Source organism: Clostridium sp. 1001283B150225_161107_B6, from assembly GCF_015556325.1.
Classification (GTDB): domain Bacteria; phylum Bacillota; class Clostridia; order Lachnospirales; family Lachnospiraceae; genus Enterocloster.
The window spans coordinates 1-19876 of sequence record NZ_JADNMD010000022.1; the positions used below are offsets into that span (position 1 = coordinate 1).

A 19876-nucleotide genomic window follows, 5' to 3' on the forward strand; every position below is an offset into this window, starting at 1 on the left:
AGTAGTTGCTGTTATATATAATACAAGGACTGAAGGTCCAAGAAAGAACTTTCAGCCCAGTTATTATCATAGAAGATCAGCTTTTACAGACTTTTCTTCACACACTCATGAAGGCTGGTATAATCAAAACTTTCTCTTACTCGTTTACCCCTATGTTTTTAATATTGGAAGCTATATTTATCTAATACGATATTTTATCTTAACCCTTCTATGATTATACTGTTCCTGCTGTGTCATAAGACTCAATTTACATATTATAGCCATTAATACAGCAATCTCAACTCCATCATTTACAAGTATTGTTTCTGTAATAAGCGAAATGCCTATCATAAGCCACATCATATTAAGCGAAAAAGTATTTTCGTTATTAATTCCTTCTTTAGTTAATCCAATTAAAAATAATAATAAAATAATAATCAATCCTAAACCTATAATACCAAATTGTGCCATATAATATGGATAACCTGCATCACCAATTGCAGCAGATACAGTACCATTTTCATTATAAAATCCTGTAATATGTATCGTATTATATACCCCAGACATCATTTTGGCTGATAAATGGGATGCAAAAGTGCCAAATCCAGAACCTATTGGCATGCATATATTCATTAGTTTTAGACCGCCCATATATAAAGTTTCTCTTGGTGAAGTTGAATAGGAAGCATATAGCATAAGCTTATTATAAGAAACTGCCATAATGAGGCAGAAAATAATGTACCAATACAAAACTTTTAATCTCTTAAACCACCAGCTTCTCCCATATTTTACAAATACATATATAGCAACAAATATAAATCCTCTTGTTCGCATACCTAAAACAAGAGTTCCTAATAACATAATTTCATCTATCAAAGTACAGTCTTTTGCAGCATTCAATGCTAACAGTATCATCATTGCAAATGTTGTCAAATATGTCGGATGTGAAAACAAAAACATATAAGGATGAATTCCATGCCTATATTCTAATTGAGATAAACCTATATTAAAAAACATGGATATTATTCCAAAAATAAAAATTATAGCTATTATTAGTTTAAGAAATGGAATAATTCTATAAAATACAGATGCAAGTTTCCGGGTTAGATTAAATTCACATAGTGCGAAAAGGGTTAACGGAAATTTTAAAAAACCAACAATATCTCTTATTATCGCATTAGCTGATAGTTGATATCCAAATATAATATTCCCCATAAGACCTACAATAATTATGCTAATAAGTGTCAAGAAAAATATTAGTGCATCTTTTTTAATTCTACTATTTGTTAGCCTAATTATTAATACTATAAATATTATTATAAATAATAGCTCATCCCAATAATTAAAAAATCCATTATTAGGCAAATACCTTATTATTATATCTGGAAATAAAATTACACAGATAAAGACTATTTCTAACATAATAAGTTACCCATTTTCTTAAGATTTTATAAAATCAGTTCATAACCCAAGATGTTCAGCCAACCGACTAGAACTATTGCCATCATGAAAAGTAAACATCTTATTTAAAACCGATTTTCTTTGAGTGTAATATTCATCTTCTCCATTATTTAGTGATACAAAGAAATTAATTAAATTTTCAAAACAATATATTTTCATACCAGGCATAAAATCTTTGGGATTTTCAACTATAAAACCAAGTTTGTATTCATTTATGTCATCAAGTGTATACGCAATAGGTCTTCCTGTATGTAAGAAATCTGTTCCGGAAGATGAATAATCACTAATCATTGCATCTGCATCTACCATTAGTTTATAATTATCTATATCTAGTTCTTTCACTTTATTACCATCTATTACAATAATATTGGTATCCGAATATATTTTGATTTGTTCCAAATCCTGCATTGGATGTATCTTGATTATCAATAGTATATCTAAACTATTTAGTATATTATTAAGTTTTTTATATTCTTCTATGTCACTTACAATTGGTATACCCATTGTATATTCGATTGAAGAATCAATGCGATTATCTATTTTTGACTTTCTAAATGTTGGCATCCATAAAACTACCTTATTAAAAGTATAATCAGTCAGCTTGCTCAAATCACCTGATTCAAGATTGTATAACACATCATGACACGGATAACCTAATATTATTTGTTTATCATTAGGATACGGAATCGATAATAAATCAGCCTGAATTGATTTCAAGTATTCAGAAGGTGCTAGAATATAAGTCATGCTATCAGAAACAGATATATTGCCTTTAGTATTTTTTAATGCCATTGCACCATGCGTCAGGTAATATGCTTTCTGCCCATCTCTAACGATTCCTAATGCGTCTTGGCAAGTTAATATATACTTTGCATTTGACAGATAGTAGTCCTTTTTTAAACTTGGTTTATATATTCCATAGCATTCCACATTTTGTGGAAGAGCCTCTGGTTTTTTATTCCTAATAAGCCATACTATTTTATACCTGTCATTATATTTGTTTTTAATTAAGTAATTATAAAAGGCCCCTCCGTTCGAATCAAAATCATTATGACTTTCTATAATAATAATATTTTGTAAATTTTGATTTTTAAAAATCACTGCAAATAGTCGTTGTATTACGAAGTCAATCTTATATCGCCAAATAACCTGGCAAGTTCTTTTTAATCCCCTTTTTTTAAGGTAATACAATATGTTCATCTGTTTTTTAACCCCTCTAAACACTTAGAAGCTTTTTAGCTACCATTTTCAATTCTGATAGATTTATTATCATTAGAAAACATACACACATGATTTGCCCTACATAAAAGTGGTTCAAATGATGTTCAAATATCACTTGCAGTACTAGCAATGCATATGTTACTATATTTTTCAAAAAATTATAGTTTAATCTCATGATTTTTTTTAAATACAAAAGTCTTATTTGCCACATAGCGAAATAAGCAATAACAGTTGCTATTGCAGCCCCTGATGGTCCCAATTTTGGTATTAATATAATGTTCAATATGGTATTTATTACCGCAGATAATATAGTTGTTGTTGCTATAATGTGTGTTGACCTAGCCGCTGAAAAAATACTACCAATAAAGGCTGTTAAAGTATTAAACATAGTTGCTATAACAAGAATAGATGAATATCTCCAAGCAATAAAAAAATCATCTGAATATAAAAAGCGTGCCAACGGAATATTCATTATAATTATCATTGAACATCCTACAGCCATAACTGCTCCATAAACATTATATGTTTTTGAGAAAAAACCATCTTTATCTTCTGGATCAAACTCTTTGATTGCTGATAAATTCCATGCCTGGCAAAACACAATTATACATGTATCTAATATATGAGGAATTTTTCCCGCAACTGAATATATTCCAGTTTCAGCAGTACCACATATACCTGTTACAAAATATTTATCTAATGATCCATTAATCCATAAAGCTATATTATTAAAAATTAGTGGCATACAATATTTCAACATACCTATCTGGGTTGCCTTTTCCAACTTAGAGAAAAACATCTGACGAATTGTTTTCTTAGCTGCAAAAATACAATATATTGATGCAACAATTGGCCCCGTAACCATTGATATAAGATAGCCCAGGATTCCTACCTTTATCACTACTAGGAATAAAATATTGCTTCCTATTATTACCCCCGAAGATATCACACCTGAAACCGCTACTGCTGATACTTTATCTATACCTCTTAAATAATTTGTCATTATTTGATAAAAAGCAGAAGAAACAAAAAACAAGAATATAAAAACATAATAAATCACAGGCCAATTAGATAGTTCCACATAACAGGCCAAACCTAATAGTAAAGCACATATAATAGTTCCAGTAAATAGCACCTTTATGCCAAATGAAAGTATCTTTTCACTATCTTCGACCTTTTCGATTGAAAAACGTAATACCGAATCAGCTATATTAACCGTTAAGATATATATAAGTAATATTCCCGTTGTATTAATAAGATCTGCAGTACCATACTCTGTCGTTGTTAGAACAGCGGTATATATTGGTATAAATAAAAAAGAAAGAATTTTGGTACTAAATGAACTTACAGCAAATATGGCTGTATTTTTATATAAATATCTATACTTATTTGCTGTGTCTTTCATTCATATTCCTCCTTATTTAGTTAAGTGTTTTTCCACGTCTTTCAAGGATTTTTAGTGTCATATCTCAGATGCTTTCTTCTCCGATAACTGATTCGGCCCTCACTGTTATGTTTGCCCAAAATATTTGATATGATTGAATAGCCTGCCAGTTTCTTCAGCTTTCTGGTGTTATCCTAACGACTGATATCACCTATGTCTGCTACAAATCGGCTGACTGAAAGCATACCAATTCTCTTATTCGACACTATCTTATCAAGATACAAAACCGTTTTCAGTGTATTGGTTATCTTCTGCAAGATTACCTCCAACCTAAGTTCATACACATCTATGGCATTAACAAATTCCTTTAACTCTATTAGTGCAGTCTCCGATGCTTCCTTGTTTCCAACGCTGAACTTCGCTACCATGATTAGGTTCTTTGCCCTCTTCTTTCCGGCACCTCTCAGTCTTGCTTTCCTCGGAGTCTAGTTCACCTCTCTTCTACAAAGTATAAATCCCGGTCGGTAGCTCCTGGTATAATATTAAACGCTTTAAGAGTATTGTTTTATATTGTCCTTCCTAAGATTTTTTTAATCTTAAAATATCTTTGTACTCCAATTAATGCTACAATTCGTCGTTTTAATCGTTCTTTTCCTCCTGCCCAGGAAGCACTATAATGATGAATTGAAATAGTTTCTTCACATAACAAATTTTTTGTCCTGCCTGTCGATATAGGATCCATGTATTGAGATGGATAAACTGTTACTCCTGGCAAAAAGGACACCTCACACAAACTAAATTCTCCCAGAGAGCTTATAGCTTCTGTATTTAGTTTCGGACATTCTATATCAATTCGCTTCTCGTTATCAAATAATACGTGCTCATATACATCAAGCATCTTTTTTACTACATTGCTATGTTTTTCTGCTCCAAATCCTAAACCTGTATTGCATCTATTTCCATTTTGTTCAATTCCTATATAACTCTCATTAGTTAAAAGAGAATCCAGTGATTTAATTAACTCAACATCAGTATCTAAATATATGCCACCGTAATCAAATATTATTTTCAATCTCGCATAATCTGATACAAATGCCCACGCTTCTGATTCATATGCCGCTCTTATAAACGGGTGTGTAGAAACGTCAAAGTTAGATTCATTCCAAAGCTTAATTTGATAATCTGGACAATATTTCTTCCAGGAGTCCATATATTTTTTTAAGTTACCAGGAATCTCCTTCTCTCCAAACCAGCAGTAATGTATTATTTTAGGAATCATATAAACCGGCCTCCGTTTAATTATCGATTATCTTTCTACGAAAGTTTTTTACTCTAAAATAAAAATTATGAAACTTTCTTCTAGAGATATAATATGGAGCCAAAAATGTTCTATATTCATGTAATGCATCAATGGTACACACATCCTGTATTTGACTATAAGTATGTGTTTTAGACATGTTATCTAATCCAAAAGAATCTACGGTATACTCGTCTACAACTGTGCCTATCCAATCGTTTTTATCTAAATCAATTTTTAGCAATCTCATTTTTTCGCCATAAGAATTTAAATTATACTGAACCGGCCTGAAATATGTTCCATCTTTTTCAAATATTTTTCCAGCCGGCCTATAAATATTATCATTTTTACTTATACTATACACATCACTTATTTTTAGTTCATCTATATCGAGTATATATACTTTTGTTATATATTCTCCGAGTTTTTGAAAATATGTAAGCAAATATAATCTTGATTTATACTCAAAAACCGTTGTATCAACGCACTCAATATCATATAATAATACCTTTACAATTTCCCACTTTTCTAACGAATCGTCCAATGCTCTATATAATTCAAGGGTACGATTCTGAGAAGATTCGGGAATCATATAAACAACATTATCATATTGAAAAACACATGGATATGAAAGATGATAAGACTTTCTGATGATTTCTTTAGGTTCTGTAAATTCTCCATCAACAAGTTTCGAGACTGCTAGGCTTCCAACTTGTCTGTTTTTTTGAAATGCTTCAGTGAACAGATATATACCATCCTTGTATTCGAACAATATTGGATCTGCATACCAATATCCTCTTTTTGTTTTTAAATTTCTCCAGTTTGATTCTTTTATTTTATAAAAAACACACCACTCACCATACTGAGTCGTAAATATACTCTTAATGTTCATAAAACTACTCTCACCTTTTATTAGTAATCTCTGAATATAAATTTTTTAGTATATTAGCACAAACTTTTGAATCATAATTATTAGCCTTCAATTGCAATATACTTTCGTCCGAGTATTTTTCTCTATTTTTTTCTATTTTTTTTGGTAATTTTTCAACCCAAAATCTTGTTCCTTTATCAAGTGGCAACATGGTTACAATATCAGTTACGATAATATCTTTATCTATTGTATTTGAAATAAAGCAGGGTAATCCAGAAGCTTGCGCTTCTAATACAGATAAAGGCATTCCTTCCCATAAAGATGGAAAAGCAAACATATCAAATGCTGAAAGATACTCATTAACATTAGATTTCATTCCAGCAAATATAACATCATCATTTATGCCGAGTTCTTCAACATATTGTTCTATCTCTTCACGCATTATTCCATCACCAACTAATAATAGTTTTGAATTATGTATAAAATCATGATAATCCTTAAAAATATCAATCAAAAATTTGTGATTCTTAGGCTGATATATTTTTCCTACATGACCAATACAAATGCAGTTGTTATCTATCCCATATTGATGCCTTATTCTTTTCCTGCTTTCACCATTAAATCTATATTTTTCTGTATCTATACTATTGTTTAATATCTGATAGTTTTTATCATTAAATAACCAATCTCCGGCTTTTTGAGAACATGCTATGCCATGTGTATATAATTTGCTGAATATTGGTTTAAAAAAACAGCTGGCAATATAATGATTACATTTTTCTGTGTGATTTTGAACTATTCTTAATTTTACCCCTGCCAACTTTGCTGCAATTAATTCTATTGCAGCTGTGGCACTATTAGAATGAATGTGGATAATATCATATGATTTTAAAACAGTCTTTAATTGATACATATATTTGATTGGTAATCTATTTCTACCACAAATCCTAATATATTCAATTCCCTTATCTTTGCATTCGTCAAGTAAATCATTCTCCGGTATATTGCCTGAGACAATGCTGATTTTAAACTCTGATATATCCATTTGACGCAGGCAATTCATCACAACACCTGAAAGACCGCCGTATTTTGTAAATCCTGTTGTAATTACAATTAAGAGCTTTCGTTTCACCTTTTCATACCTATCTCACATAATATTTCTATATTCCGTTCTGTCCATAATAAACATTAGGCCATGTTTTCTTATGATAATACTTATGAAGCACGCACAGCATTATCTCGTATCTTTGGTTAAACATAAATGTGCTTTAAATCCATCTCTGTTACCTTTTCCATTACTATAGCGTGTATAGATGCATTGGCATGACTCTGTCATTAAGCAAATATTCCATGATTCTTTACGGCTATTCCTGAAATTTCCAGTGGATTATACCTTTTTTCCTCTATAAGCTCAAAAATTAATTTCACAATATTGGCCTCATATGCCTCTTCAATATCTTCATTAGCAAGTACCCTTGCACACAGGATATAATCCACATGAGTTGTTCCTAATTCAGTCATATTCATGCATGACAGCTGCATTTACTGAATGCTATACTACCGTATATGGCACCTGGCGGCTTGGTTACTATATATTTTTATCTTCTGAGATATTAGAAACATAACCCCAAGTATAGGTAAGAATGGCCTTGGTTATCAGATTAAGGTTCGTTTCACAAACTTGTTTTTTTAATCCTTTTCGTATTTTTGAACCTATCAATATCTATTGCATAAATCTCATCCAAACCTTTCTTCGGTTCCCATCCAAGTGCTCTTAATTTGCAACAATCCTGAACTAAAGTTCGATGTGGCAAAAATCCATCTGATTTCTTAACATTATTATGGTCAAAAATTATTTTGATATTGGGATTAAATTTTTCAAATAAGTGGTTTGCCAACTCTTTAATAGTGATAAAAGTTTCTGGATTTGATGCATTGTATGCTTCTCCTGCTGTGCCTTTAAATAGAACAGTAAATATTGCAGTTACCGCATCTAAAGAATATATCATACATTTTTTTGTCATACCATCTGATTTCATCACGAAATCCTTATCCTCAATAATACATCGTAGCAATTCATTTACTACTCTTGGTTCATCGTATCTTTGAAACAAGCCGTGTATAACTGTTGGCCTGATTATTTTGACATTTAATCCATATTCAGCAGTAGAAGCGTGACACAAAAATTCTGATGCCTTTTTACCTAAAGGATAACAGTTTCTGAGGTTCAAACTATCAATAGCACCAACCATGTCCTCAGTCATAGCCGGGGAGTTATCCGCAGGTAAACCATAAACTTCTTCAGAGGATAAATAAATCATCTCCACTCCTTCGTTTAACTTGGCCAAATCAAGCATTTTCTCAATCCCGTCTACATTGGTTCTAAATGTTTCAACAGGATGCTGCATGTGATATCGATTTCCAGTAGGTGAAGCAGCATGAATTATATAGTCAATGTGTTCTTTTAAATTTAATTCTGTACCATATTGGCAATACATAATATTATCACCCTCTGTAATGTAATCTGGTATTTCTAAAGGATTACGTGTTGAGCCAATAATACGCGTATTGGTGCCTTTAATTTCGTTCTGTACTAATATCCACTTTACTAGCGATGTTCCAACTAATCCTTTTGAACCGGTAATTAATATTGTCTTATTGTATAGGAACTTATCAAAATCGTTATCTTTTATATATTTTGATAACTCTCTATACTCTACATCAGTGTACCTCATGCTTTTTCGCCCCTTACATTCGCTAATATATCTTGTACCACTTGACTCGGAAGTAACCTATTATCTATCATAAGTTTTTCCGGTGCGAATCTGTTTGGAATGTTCATGGAAAATCCTTTATTCATTACTTTCATATGAGATAATCCATAGTATTGTGCAATCTTTGCTCCAAATCCTCCATTTAAAATTCCATCTTCAAGGGTCACAACTAGTTCATGTGTATTCTTTAATGAATCTAATGTTTCGTTATCTATTCCAGAAATGAACATTGGATTAATTAATGTTGCTTTAATGCCATGGTTTGCTAATATATCTACAATTTCTTCTCCTAACTGATAAAAGCTGCCTAATGCAATAATAGCAACTTTAGAACCACTTCGAGTGACCTCATATTTTGTGTCAAAATATTCATTTCTAAATTCTTTGTATACATGATAAACTTTAGTCCATGGAATTCTAATTGCAACAGGAATTTTATCCTGATTAATGCTCCAGTCTAGCATTGAAATATATTCTTCACAATTTGTAGGTGCCAAATATACAAGATTCGGAATATTCGCAAGTAGTGCAATATCATACAGTCCAGCATGGGTATCATTCGTATGCCCCCAAACTGATGCATGAGTTAAAAGCATTGTTGCTGGACATTTTGAAATACACATTTCCTGCTCAATTTGATCATATGCTCTTTGATAAAATGTGCTATTCGTCGCAAAGACTGGCTTTCCACCTCTTTTTGCAATTGCCGCTGTCATCGATATAGCATTTTGTTCAGCTATACCTACATCGATAAATTGCTTTCCTGCTTTATGTCTTCTTTCTGAATTAAAACCTATGCAGAGTGGAGTTGATGCAGCAACAACTATCACATCTTTATCATCTTTCATTTTTCCTAATAAATGCTCACCTATAATTGCGCCATAATTTTCTTTAGGAATCCCTCCTATATACTGTCCTGTTTCTATATCAAAGGGACGTGCCCAATGCCATTTTTCACTATCTTGCTCTGCGAATGAATATCCTTTTCCTTTTTTTGTACAACAATGTATTACTACAGGATGGTCTATTCCTTTAATATCTTCAAATATATCAATTAAATTTTTTATATCGTGTCCATTTTTAATGAATTTATATTCAAATCCTAGAGATTTGAAATAATTATTTTCTATGACACCGTTGTACTCTCTCAATTGATTAAGTGAATCATGTAAGCCACCATAGTTTTCAGGAATTGACATGTTATTATCATTCACTACAACAATTAGCCCACTATGAAGTTCTTTTGCATAATTTAATGCTTCAAATGCTTCTCCGCCATCTAACGAAGCATCTCCAATTACAGCAATTATATTTTCATTTTCACCCTTCAAATCTCTTGCCTTCGCCATGCCGCATGCCAGACTAATAGAAGTTGATGTATGACCGATGTTAAAAAAATCATGCGCACTTTCCTCTGGGTTACTGTAGCCAGACACATCATCGTATTTATCTTCATACAAAAACGCATCTTTTCTACCTGTTAATATCTTATGAACATAGGATTGATGTGAAACATCAAATATAATTTTGTCCACAGGAGAATCGAAAACTCTATGTAAGGCTATAGTAATTTCTACAATTCCCAGATTAGAGGCCATATGTCCACCAAGTTTACTCATTTTTTTTATCAAAGCAGACCTGATTTCAGAGGAAAGAATATTTAATTCTGTAACTGATAATTTTTTCAAATCATCTTTGCCGTTAACTTTTTCAATTATCATTTTCCATCTCCTTATTTCCAATTGGGATTCATTATTGGTGTTTGTTTAATTTCTTTTCCTTCCTCAAGCTCTCTTATTTGCTGAACCCTAGGTGTATGATGTTGACCGATAAACTCTGTTGTCAAAAAAATATCCACGCGATGTTCAACATCTTCATATCCCATGTGTTTTTGTCCAAATGCAATCATGTTTGCATCATTATGTTGCCTCATGTATTTTGTTACAAGATCCGCATATCCCATGCCGCATAAAATTCCTTTGATTTTATTTGCAGCCATAATCATCCCAGTACCTGTAGCACATAATAATACTCCATATTTACAATCACCTGAAGCAACTAACCTTGCCGCTTTTGCTGCAAAAACAGGTGTATCGCAAGGAACATTATTGTATGTGCCGACATCTACTGGCTCATACCCATTTTTTTGCAGATGGGAAATTAACCTCAGTTTATAATCCAATCCGTTTCTATCGCTAGCTAATACCACTCGCATTTTTTCACCGTTACTTTCTCATCCAATCTGGTCTAGTTGTTTCCAATAATGCCGAAAAAATCTCCATATCCTCAGATGTTGTGAGTTTAATGTTTTTTTCTGAACCAATGGAAAGATACAATTTTTTCCCCAATTCTACATATAACGAACATGAAGCAATTGAATCATTAATTCCCTTTTCAATTGCCTCTTTATGCGCTTTAAGAATATCATTCAAAAAAAACGTTTGAGGTGTCTGTGTTATTTTAAGATTGTCCCTCGGAATTTGGCTATTCGATGTCACACTATCAGCTGTCTTAAGCATCACAGCGGTACAAGGAATAACTGTAATTGCATTTCCATATTCTCTACATACCCTAATGTTATCCGATATAATATCCTGGCTTACCATTGGCCTTATAGCATCGTGAATTAAAACAATATCATCATCGGAAGTATATTTCTTAGCTATATCATTCAATCCATTCCTAATAGATTGTAAGCCAGTTTCACCACCGGATACTATATTTTCAAGTTTTGTTATTCCGAACTGTTTAGAATATGCACGCAGAATATCATGCCAACCATCAAGACAAACCACTTCGATTGCATCAATATATGGATGCTTTTGAAAAGCTTCCAAAGTATACATAATGACTGGCTTGTCTTTAACATTAATAAACTGTTTTGGAATATCTTGATGCATCCTTGCACCAACCCCACCTGCAATAATTAAAGCTATGTTTTTCATGTTCATTCCTCTATATAAATATTTGCAATTTTTAAAGTTCGTTTACACTGTTGTCCGTCGTTATATGTGTTAACAATCATATTAACTTTTCTTCTAACATCTGCATATAAATCCATGTTGTTCAAAAGATCTTTTAAAAAACCGTAAAACTGTAATTTGTTTTTTATTTTATATCCCGCTGTGAGGTAGTCTGGATTTTCTACAGCAAATCCCCTTCCTTCTTTATAGCCTTCAATGTCATCAACAGTAAATGCAATAGGCCTATCCAACAACATAAAGTCATAAAACACTGAAGAATAATCTGTAATCATCGCATCACATTGTGCTATTAATTTATACAAATTCCATTTTTTAGAAATAAATTCAGAATGACTCAGCAAGAATAAGTTACTTAAATTCATACTTTCAAAATCAGAAATATCCTCCATCGGATGCAACTTAATAATTAATAATATATTACTTTTTTTAAGCCATTCATTTAAGTTAATATAATCAGATGTGTGAAATATTGGAGTAAAAGATTCTATTTCTTTAATATCTGCATAACCTAATGTTTTTGACTTTCTAAAAGTCGGCATCCATATAACCACCTTTTTGTAGCCACTTAGTTCTGGATATTTTTCAAATTGTCTAAACATAATATCTGTTCTAGGCTGTCCGCATATTACTATGTTCTCATCTTTCACACCTTGAGCCCTTTTCACAACTTCTTTAAAATAGTCTGATGAGATTAGCATACTTGTGTAATATGATTTTCTTGAAACTGTTTGTAATTGGCGCTTATCAGGAGCCTTAAATGGTGTGCCATGCCACATTTGTACAACATATTGATTTTTTGACGGATAAATTGGTATTCTTCCAAACGCATAAAAAACATGTCCAGCTCTAAGATAGTCTATCACGCCATTTAAAGTATTTATGTAGTGCACATTTAGGGGAAGTCTCTCTGTTATTTTCTCATTTGAACTAATCAATATCTTATATGTTGAATTATATTCATTTTCAATTAAATAATCGTAAATAGCTTTTATATTATCCCTAAATCCCATATTTGTATACAGTAATATAGTTTTATCATCTTTGGGAATAACCTTGTTCAATACGGACAAAAGGCGAAAAATTGTATTCGTTAATATATATTTAGTCAATTCATTTTTTATCATTTTACTTATACCTTTTATTACTTTAGTAGATATGTCTGTATTGTGGCAATACTCTGACGATTATACATTAAAACTTATTTCACTCCGATTTTTCTAGGATTTATATAGTAAATGTGCCGACTTTTATAACTATTATAAGAATTAAATCATCATATCACCAACAATCTTTTCCAATTCTTCACAGAATTTCGCATTATTACTGTTCATTCCATGTCTCATACCAGCAATGAGCTGATTATAATTAGTTATAATTTCTCCTAGATTCGCAATCTCTTCTACCAGAATGATTGTACCCATTTTTCGTGCTACATTACGAGCGAACTCAACCTGATGATTATTCACATGTTCACCAAACTGATGCTGCCGAGGCACAACTATCGGTGTTTTACCAACCTGCAATGGCATAATAAAACTTGCAGGACCTCCATGTGTAATCACAATTTTGGCATCAGCCACATTTTTTATCATCTGTTGATATGGAATTAATTTGCTACATTGACAATACTTTGGTTTATAGGTACTAAAACCGGTCTGTATGATAACTTCGTCGGTTATTACTCCATCCTTTTTTAAATCATCTACTGCCTTCACAAGCCTGTTAAATGGCTGTTCATGCGTTCCAACTGACACGAATATCATCTTCTGCTCCCATCAAAAAATACTACCGAGGTTGATTGCTTTTGGATATACTTTTTTCTGTTCATCCCATTGAACTATGAATTTATCTACAATTGGATAAACCATCTTTCCTGTCATTGTTGGCTTGTCAATACGATCAAAGACTTCGATATAAATCAGCTTTGCTCCCATTAGTTTACCGATATAGAAAAACGGAACCGCAACCGCGGCACCAGAAGAGATAATTAAATCCGGCTTTTCTTTATACAATACCTTACAGGCTATAACGGTATTCATTAACAAAGCCTTAAGGCTACGGTTTGTTGGATAATAGCAGGTATAAAATTTCTTCCCTTCCAACAAACTTCTGGCATCCTCTTTATCAAAAGTTACCCAGAAATGTTCTTTATTCTTCCAAAAAGGTTTCAGCATATACAGATGCGTTAAATGTCCTCCAGATGAGCCCACTAAACAAATCTTTAATTTTTTTTTATCTGCTATATGATTCATCACTTATAAACTCCCACTTTCACAATTATTGAACATATACGGTGATTATCTGTTAGCTTTTGAATGCGCCAATATGACTTTCAAAATTTGCATCTCAGCAAGTTAGGACATCTCGTAACATTCATCATACTCTTTGGGGTGTGTGAAAGAGTTATGATTTCCGCAAGATTGTATTTTTTAGTGTTTAATAACACTATACAAGCGTCAATAGATGACAAATTCTATATTGACAACAAACAAATCATCATTTATCCTTAAGTACGACAAATAGCCCGTAACAAAGTGGGTTTACTTCACGCAAGCTTAACCAAATTCCTTCTAAATCTCTATTCCCAAAGATGTTTTCAGACACGACATGGTTTGGGGTCTGAATATTTTTCTTCAAAAACAAAAGACATTCTGTCGCTTGTAATTCATCAATTTTTAGAGGAAGCACCCTTTTGACCTATTGGAGACGAAACTTTTAAAAAATTTAGTCCGGCTACCAACTCCTTATATTTACAAGGCATTTTCTGCTTTAATCACATAGCATATTACTAGCCATATGAATACACAAATACTTGTCCACCTAATTACTGTATTTTGGCTAAAAAAACTGGCGAATGGCCCGATTCGGCAGTCTTGTATATATAATATTGGATGTTCAATTTATTTCTGTTCAAGAGCAATTACATCATAATAAATTACTTAAATGAACCTAATTTTTGGTACTCTCAATTGAGGACCTTGAACATTATGATATTCAAATTCTCCATTTTCCGTATCTTTACAAGCAATATGTGTACATAAATTCTATAAATCATCTCCAAATAATTGCTATTATTTTGACCTTAACTAATTAAACTGCCCATCATACCTTCCTATTTCTAATACCTTATATCCTATCTCCATAATCCAGTTCAGTATAGCACGTTCTTTTTCAAACTTCAACACATTCAACACATACTTAAGATATATTTAATTGGATTTCTCGGATAGTCCTGGGTCAGCAGCCAATCCTTTCCACGATAGCTGTCTGTAAATGATTTTTATAAATCCAAAAAGATTTACTCCTCTGTCCTATTAGCAAATAACTCTATATTATACGGATAGCTCACTGCCTTTTAATATCATACAGTACTTCTTTGTATCCACTCTTACTAATCACGAAAACCTACAATTTTTAGAATCTTTCCCCAAATAGTTTTAACCACCTCGCTCACAACCATTTCCTTTAATACCAACAATACCCCGCCATATATGATGAAATATCCTCCGAATGAAACGGCCAGTAACGGAAACAATGTTAAATTTATGTTATCTCGCACAAATATCAAAAACACGGCAGATATAAATACAGCCACACCAATTTTAGCAATCTGGACTTTCTTTATAATCATCAATGCCGCTGTTTTTAAAGCGGCGATTTGTACTCCCAACACCACCAATTCAGCAATAAGAGTACCAACGGCTGCTCCCGCTGCCCCATACTGCGGAATGAGTATGGCATTTAAAATGATGTCTACGATGGCCCCCGTACCTTCAGAATAAAGTACCACCTGCTCTTTTCCCAACGGAACCAACATCTGTATGCCAAATACATTGCTTGCCCCAATAAAGACAAGAGTCGGCATGATTATACACATAGGCAGAACAGATGGCAAATATGCTTCACCTGAGAGCAGCAGAATACACTGTTTTGACATGACAATGAAACCAATGGCCAAGGGGATGGATAAAGCGGTAACAAACTCCAGCGCCTTTGCAGAGACTGCCCAAAATTCTTTCTCCATTTTCTTTTCTACATAATAAGATGTCCGTGGAAGCAGTACAGCCCCAAGCGAGGTAACCACATTAACCAGTATTACCTTGATTTTAATTGCCACATCATAGTACCCTACCTCTGTATTATCTCTCATGAATCCCAGCATGGTAATATCTAGATTGGAATAAATTGTTACTGCTACCGACATGGCAAAGAAAACCAATACAGGTCTTAAATGCCTTTTTATATTATAGGAAAAAAAGTGTTCAAATGTTATGTGCCTTTTTAAATTTATAAAGTTAAATATGCCATATCCTGTATTAGCCAGCACGGTTATTCCAGCATATATTACATAATCATCCTTCTTTTTGACCAACAGAAACATAAGTATTACAGCCAGGACTTTAAATGCCAAAGAGCGAATCGTAATATATGAATAACATTCTAATGCCTTATACAACCATTCCATTGCAATCATGTTCAAAAAAAGGGACATACTGCAGACTAACATCAGGATACGTTCTTCTTTTAATCGCGGGACACAAAACAGTGCAACTAAAAAAATCAGATAGGCTATTAAGGTCGTAACAGCATTGATTATCCAAATTTCCTGAACAGTCTTTGAAAGCTGCTTTTTATCATCTCTTACCTGCGCACAAGCACGAATTCCATAAGTAGGAATTCCCAGCAAAGCAAACATCGAAAAATAAGTAATAATGGAATTGGCAAAAGCTATCTTTCCATTTCCCTCTGGCTGAAGCACTCTGGAAATATAAGGGAATGTAATCAATGGAAATACAAAAGCCGATGTTGTAAGAAGCATATTCATTATCAAATTAAACTTTATAGACTTCTTTCCGCTTTTCATAAGTCTCTATTCACCTAATTTCCATCCAGGCCTATACACCTCATGCAGACCAAATTTACCATTCCTGGCATCTTCCAAACCGCACCGTAACATTTCCCTCTCTGCTTTATCCATGTTAAAAAGAAAATATAATTTTACCTTAATCATTGCTTTCATATAAAAAAACAGAAAACACCTTTTAGGAAAATTTCTGCGATAACAATCTGTCATATTTCTATATCTATAGTAGTAGCGCCAATCTATTGTCCCATTGCTGCTTTTATTTACATCGTGGTGTATTCTTATATTAGGAATACACACTATTTTTCCCAACTTCCCCATTCTAAGTCCATGCTCTGTATCATCAAACCATATAAAATATTCTTTCCTGGTCAATCCGGCTTTCACCAACTTTTTCTGATTTATGATTGTTCCTACATAAGAAAATGTATTGATTTGAAAGGTTTCCTGCTCATACATTTTCTGAGGAGGTACCCATTCTTTAATACTTATCCCCTTAATATATAAACTCCTTCTATGCTCTAAATCCGCCTGTCCTTGATTGATAACCTGACCACATATGGCTGAGATATTTTCCCATTCATTTCTATGAATTGTCAGATACTTTTGAGCTATTTCAAGTGCATCTGTTTCCGGAAAAGCATCGTCATCTGACACCCAAATCCATTGCGCGTTAAGTTTCAGACTTTCCTGCAGCCCTGTATAAAAGCCTCCGCTCCCTCCTATGTTCTGATTCATGCGGATAACTCTTTTCATGTATTTCTTTTTATCATTTTCCCATTTGCTCAAATACACTGGCGTTTCATCCGAGCTTGCGTTATCTACCACTACAACATATGCAGGAGGAATTGACTGCATATCAAAAGCCAGCAATGCAGTCTTCAATTTCTCAACTCGATTAAATGTAACGATAACTACTCCTATATCCATTAATCCTTTACTCATTTTCTCTTTCCTTTAATTCCAGCCCTGAAATCCCACAGCCCCCATCCAACGTATCTTATATCCATATACCCTTTCAAACAATAATACCCGTACATGGCAAGGCTATGCATATATGCCCTAATGCGGTTCACCCCTCTGGCATACTCACTTATAAATATCATTTTATTTCGTACCATATAGTACTGTGTCAATGGAGAGGCCTTTTCACCCCCTCCGGTACTTGAACTAACCTTATGATAGACAATCGACTGTGGTGCATAGTATATCTTCCATCCCGATTGAATCACCCGATAGCAAAACTCCGTATCTTCTTCATATAAAAAAAAATGTTCATCCAAAAAACCGATTGATTGTAATAATTCAGCTTTTATACACATACAGCATCCAGTTGAAAAAGTGACCTCTTTTATAGCAGCAGGTACATGATATTCAGTATTTCCATTTCCAAGCATAGTAACTTTAAACGTATTCTGATTGAATTCTCCCCCTGCGCACCAAACCTTTTTCCGGTCATCTTCATAATATATAGTGGAGGTTGTCAGACCACATCTATCGCATACCTCAAATGGCTCCAGCAATCTTTCAAGAAAATCCGGCTCAACAAGCGTATCATTATTAAGTAGCACTATATAATCTGCATGATGTTCAAGAGCAGATTGTATCCCTATATTATTCCCTGCTGAGAATCCATTATTTTCATCTGCCTCCAGCATTTCAAATCCCAGCTCGACCTGACAGTCTCTCAGCGCCTGGACCGACTGATTCGAACTGTGATTATCCACTACAAGCACCAGATAATTATCATAAGTAAGTCTTTTCAAGCTATTCAGACATTCAATTGTATCCTTCTCACCATTATAATTCAAAAGTATAATTGCTGCTAAAGCATCCATTTAATTTCAATTTCACTCCCGCCCTCTTCCATAGACCTGCTTAAGTATCTCCTCACTCTTTTTCCAGGCAAACCGTTCTGCCACATACTGCCTTCCTGTTACTGACAGTTTCCTGCATCTGTCACTGTCTCTCAGCAACTGCAGTATACATGCTTCATACTCTTCATCCGTTTCAGCCTTAACGACGATTTCTCCCTCTTCATCAATTCCTTCTGCTCCAATACTTCCTGTAATAACAGGTGTCCCTATAGCCAGACTGCGAAGTACTTTCAGCTTAATACCAGCTCCTAGAGTAAGAGGAAACACAGCAGCTTGTGCCTGCTTTAAATACGAGTCAACATCATCTACGAATCCAGTGACATGTATATAGTCGTTTTCCATCTGACGCAGCTGCTCTGGCGGCTGATTTCCCACAATATAAACCTGAAGTTGCGGAATCTGTTCTTTTACCCTGGATGCAATTTTTATTAGGCGCATCGCTGCCAGATAATTTTCATCACGTCCCATCTGTCCAAGGAAACAAATCATCCCTTGCTTTTTTTCCCCGCCATTCAGTTCCTGGCTAATAGTTTCATCATCCAGCCCGTAATATGGATTCAGTACTTTACAATCTCCTCTCCCATATCGCTCTTCTATAAGATTTTTATCCTTCTTATTGAAGGTGAACAGACAGTCCACTTGTTTGCAATATTTTCCTTCTTTCTTCAGAACCTTTTTTAACTGTGAATGCATATAAACCTTTTTAATCCCCTTACTGTCATTCATCTTCCTCTCATAGGACTGTGCAGTCATATCATGTTCTGTCATGTTAAATTTCAGTTCTGGAAACAACTTTTTAATCCAATAATACTGTCCCATCGAAGCATACTCGGCATGTATTGCATCAATCTTATACTTCTTAACCATATATATCATCACAGCTGAAAAGCGAATAGAGCTTCTGGCTGCAAAATAATTCGGCATCCATGGTTCTGCCAGTATATGCGCCATACGCCTTATACGATTTATTTTTATGCTTCTACAGACCCCCTCTTCCCCCAACTGTTTTCTTAATTTACTGTCATACTCCGAAGCCTCGAATGTAAGCACATAAACCGTATTCCACTGCCTTAATGTCTCAATCTGTTTTCCCATGCATACTCCGCCAGCATGATTTGCCTCCAAAGATGGAAAGTAAGGGGAAATATGCAAAATATTCATAAT

19 protein-coding genes are annotated in these 19876 nt (G+C 33.6%); all 19 read right to left on the reverse strand.

The window, feature by feature from the left end:
* Positions 1-177 precede the first annotated feature (177 nt).
* The 19 genes from I2H39_RS28465 to I2H39_RS28550 all read right to left on the reverse strand — a co-directional run bounded on the left by I2H39_RS28465 (position 178) and on the right by I2H39_RS28550 (position 19873).
* Positions 178-1401 carry a hypothetical protein gene (locus I2H39_RS28465; RefSeq protein ID WP_195628104.1) on the reverse strand — a complete coding sequence of 408 codons (1224 nt, stop codon included), beginning with the start codon at positions 1399-1401 and terminating at the stop codon, positions 178-180.
* A 39-nt stretch (positions 1402-1440) separates the two neighbouring features.
* Positions 1441-2640 carry a CDP-glycerol glycerophosphotransferase family protein gene (locus tag I2H39_RS28470; RefSeq protein ID WP_138311763.1) on the reverse strand — a complete coding sequence of 400 codons (1200 nt, stop codon included), beginning with the start codon at positions 2638-2640 and terminating at the stop codon, positions 1441-1443.
* A gap of 16 nt (positions 2641-2656) precedes the next feature.
* Positions 2657-4066, reverse strand: a complete 1410-nt coding sequence (locus tag I2H39_RS28475) for a polysaccharide biosynthesis C-terminal domain-containing protein (protein WP_138311764.1) — start codon at positions 4064-4066, stop codon at positions 2657-2659.
* Positions 4067-4239: 173 nt separating this feature from the next.
* The gene (locus I2H39_RS28970; protein ID WP_171042746.1) at positions 4240-4473 is read right to left on the reverse strand and encodes a hypothetical protein; all 234 of its coding nucleotides are present in this window, start codon (positions 4471-4473) and stop codon (positions 4240-4242) included.
* Between the two features lie 137 nt (positions 4474-4610).
* Positions 4611-5324 carry a glycosyltransferase gene (locus tag I2H39_RS28480; protein WP_138311765.1) on the reverse strand — a complete coding sequence of 238 codons (714 nt, stop codon included), beginning with the start codon at positions 5322-5324 and terminating at the stop codon, positions 4611-4613.
* 16 nt (positions 5325-5340) lie between these two features.
* The gene (locus tag I2H39_RS28485) at positions 5341-6234 is read right to left on the reverse strand and encodes a hypothetical protein (RefSeq protein WP_138311766.1); all 894 of its coding nucleotides are present in this window, start codon (positions 6232-6234) and stop codon (positions 5341-5343) included.
* A gap of 10 nt (positions 6235-6244) precedes the next feature.
* Positions 6245-7345 carry a glycosyltransferase gene (locus I2H39_RS28490; RefSeq protein WP_138311767.1) on the reverse strand — a complete coding sequence of 367 codons (1101 nt, stop codon included), beginning with the start codon at positions 7343-7345 and terminating at the stop codon, positions 6245-6247.
* Positions 7346-7548: 203 nt separating this feature from the next.
* The gene (locus I2H39_RS28495; RefSeq protein WP_138311768.1) at positions 7549-7740 is read right to left on the reverse strand and encodes a hypothetical protein; all 192 of its coding nucleotides are present in this window, start codon (positions 7738-7740) and stop codon (positions 7549-7551) included.
* A 146-nt stretch (positions 7741-7886) separates the two neighbouring features.
* Positions 7887-8948 carry an NAD(P)-dependent oxidoreductase gene (locus tag I2H39_RS28500; protein WP_138311769.1) on the reverse strand — a complete coding sequence of 354 codons (1062 nt, stop codon included), beginning with the start codon at positions 8946-8948 and terminating at the stop codon, positions 7887-7889.
* Entirely contained in the window at positions 8945-10708 is a 1764-nt protein-coding gene (locus tag I2H39_RS28505; RefSeq protein WP_138311770.1) for a 1-deoxy-D-xylulose-5-phosphate synthase, read from the reverse strand. Before I2H39_RS28505 ends, I2H39_RS28500 begins: the two co-directional genes overlap by 4 nt.
* An 11-nt stretch (positions 10709-10719) precedes the next feature.
* Positions 10720-11196, reverse strand: coding sequence for an RpiB/LacA/LacB family sugar-phosphate isomerase (locus tag I2H39_RS28510; RefSeq protein WP_347708615.1), 477 nt, complete (start codon positions 11194-11196; stop codon positions 10720-10722).
* A 16-nt stretch (positions 11197-11212) separates the two neighbouring features.
* A complete protein-coding gene (locus I2H39_RS28515; RefSeq protein WP_138311772.1) occupies positions 11213-11932 on the reverse strand; it encodes an IspD/TarI family cytidylyltransferase in 720 nt (239 codons plus the stop codon).
* 2 nt (positions 11933-11934) lie between these two features.
* Entirely contained in the window at positions 11935-13032 is a 1098-nt protein-coding gene (locus I2H39_RS28520; RefSeq protein ID WP_207671151.1) for a CDP-glycerol glycerophosphotransferase family protein, read from the reverse strand.
* Positions 13033-13236: 204 nt separating this feature from the next.
* Positions 13237-13734 (reverse strand): glycosyltransferase, encoded by a 498-nt coding sequence (locus I2H39_RS28525; protein WP_138311774.1) that lies wholly within the window; start codon positions 13732-13734, stop codon positions 13237-13239.
* A gap of 12 nt (positions 13735-13746) precedes the next feature.
* Positions 13747-14223 (reverse strand): PssD/Cps14F family polysaccharide biosynthesis glycosyltransferase, encoded by a 477-nt coding sequence (gene pssD, locus I2H39_RS28530; protein ID WP_138311775.1) that lies wholly within the window; start codon positions 14221-14223, stop codon positions 13747-13749.
* A 1139-nt stretch (positions 14224-15362) separates the two neighbouring features.
* Entirely contained in the window at positions 15363-16835 is a 1473-nt protein-coding gene (locus I2H39_RS28535; protein WP_138311776.1) for a flippase, read from the reverse strand.
* Positions 16836-16841: 6 nt separating this feature from the next.
* On the reverse strand, positions 16842-17780 hold the full coding sequence (locus tag I2H39_RS28540; protein ID WP_195628105.1) for a glycosyltransferase: 939 nt from the start codon (positions 17778-17780) through the stop codon (positions 16842-16844).
* Positions 17777-18673 carry a glycosyltransferase family 2 protein gene (locus tag I2H39_RS28545; protein WP_195628106.1) on the reverse strand — a complete coding sequence of 299 codons (897 nt, stop codon included), beginning with the start codon at positions 18671-18673 and terminating at the stop codon, positions 17777-17779. Before I2H39_RS28545 ends, I2H39_RS28540 begins: the two co-directional genes overlap by 4 nt.
* A 12-nt stretch (positions 18674-18685) precedes the next feature.
* The gene (locus I2H39_RS28550) at positions 18686-19873 is read right to left on the reverse strand and encodes a glycosyltransferase family 4 protein (RefSeq protein ID WP_195628107.1); all 1188 of its coding nucleotides are present in this window, start codon (positions 19871-19873) and stop codon (positions 18686-18688) included.
* Positions 19874-19876 lie beyond the last annotated feature (3 nt).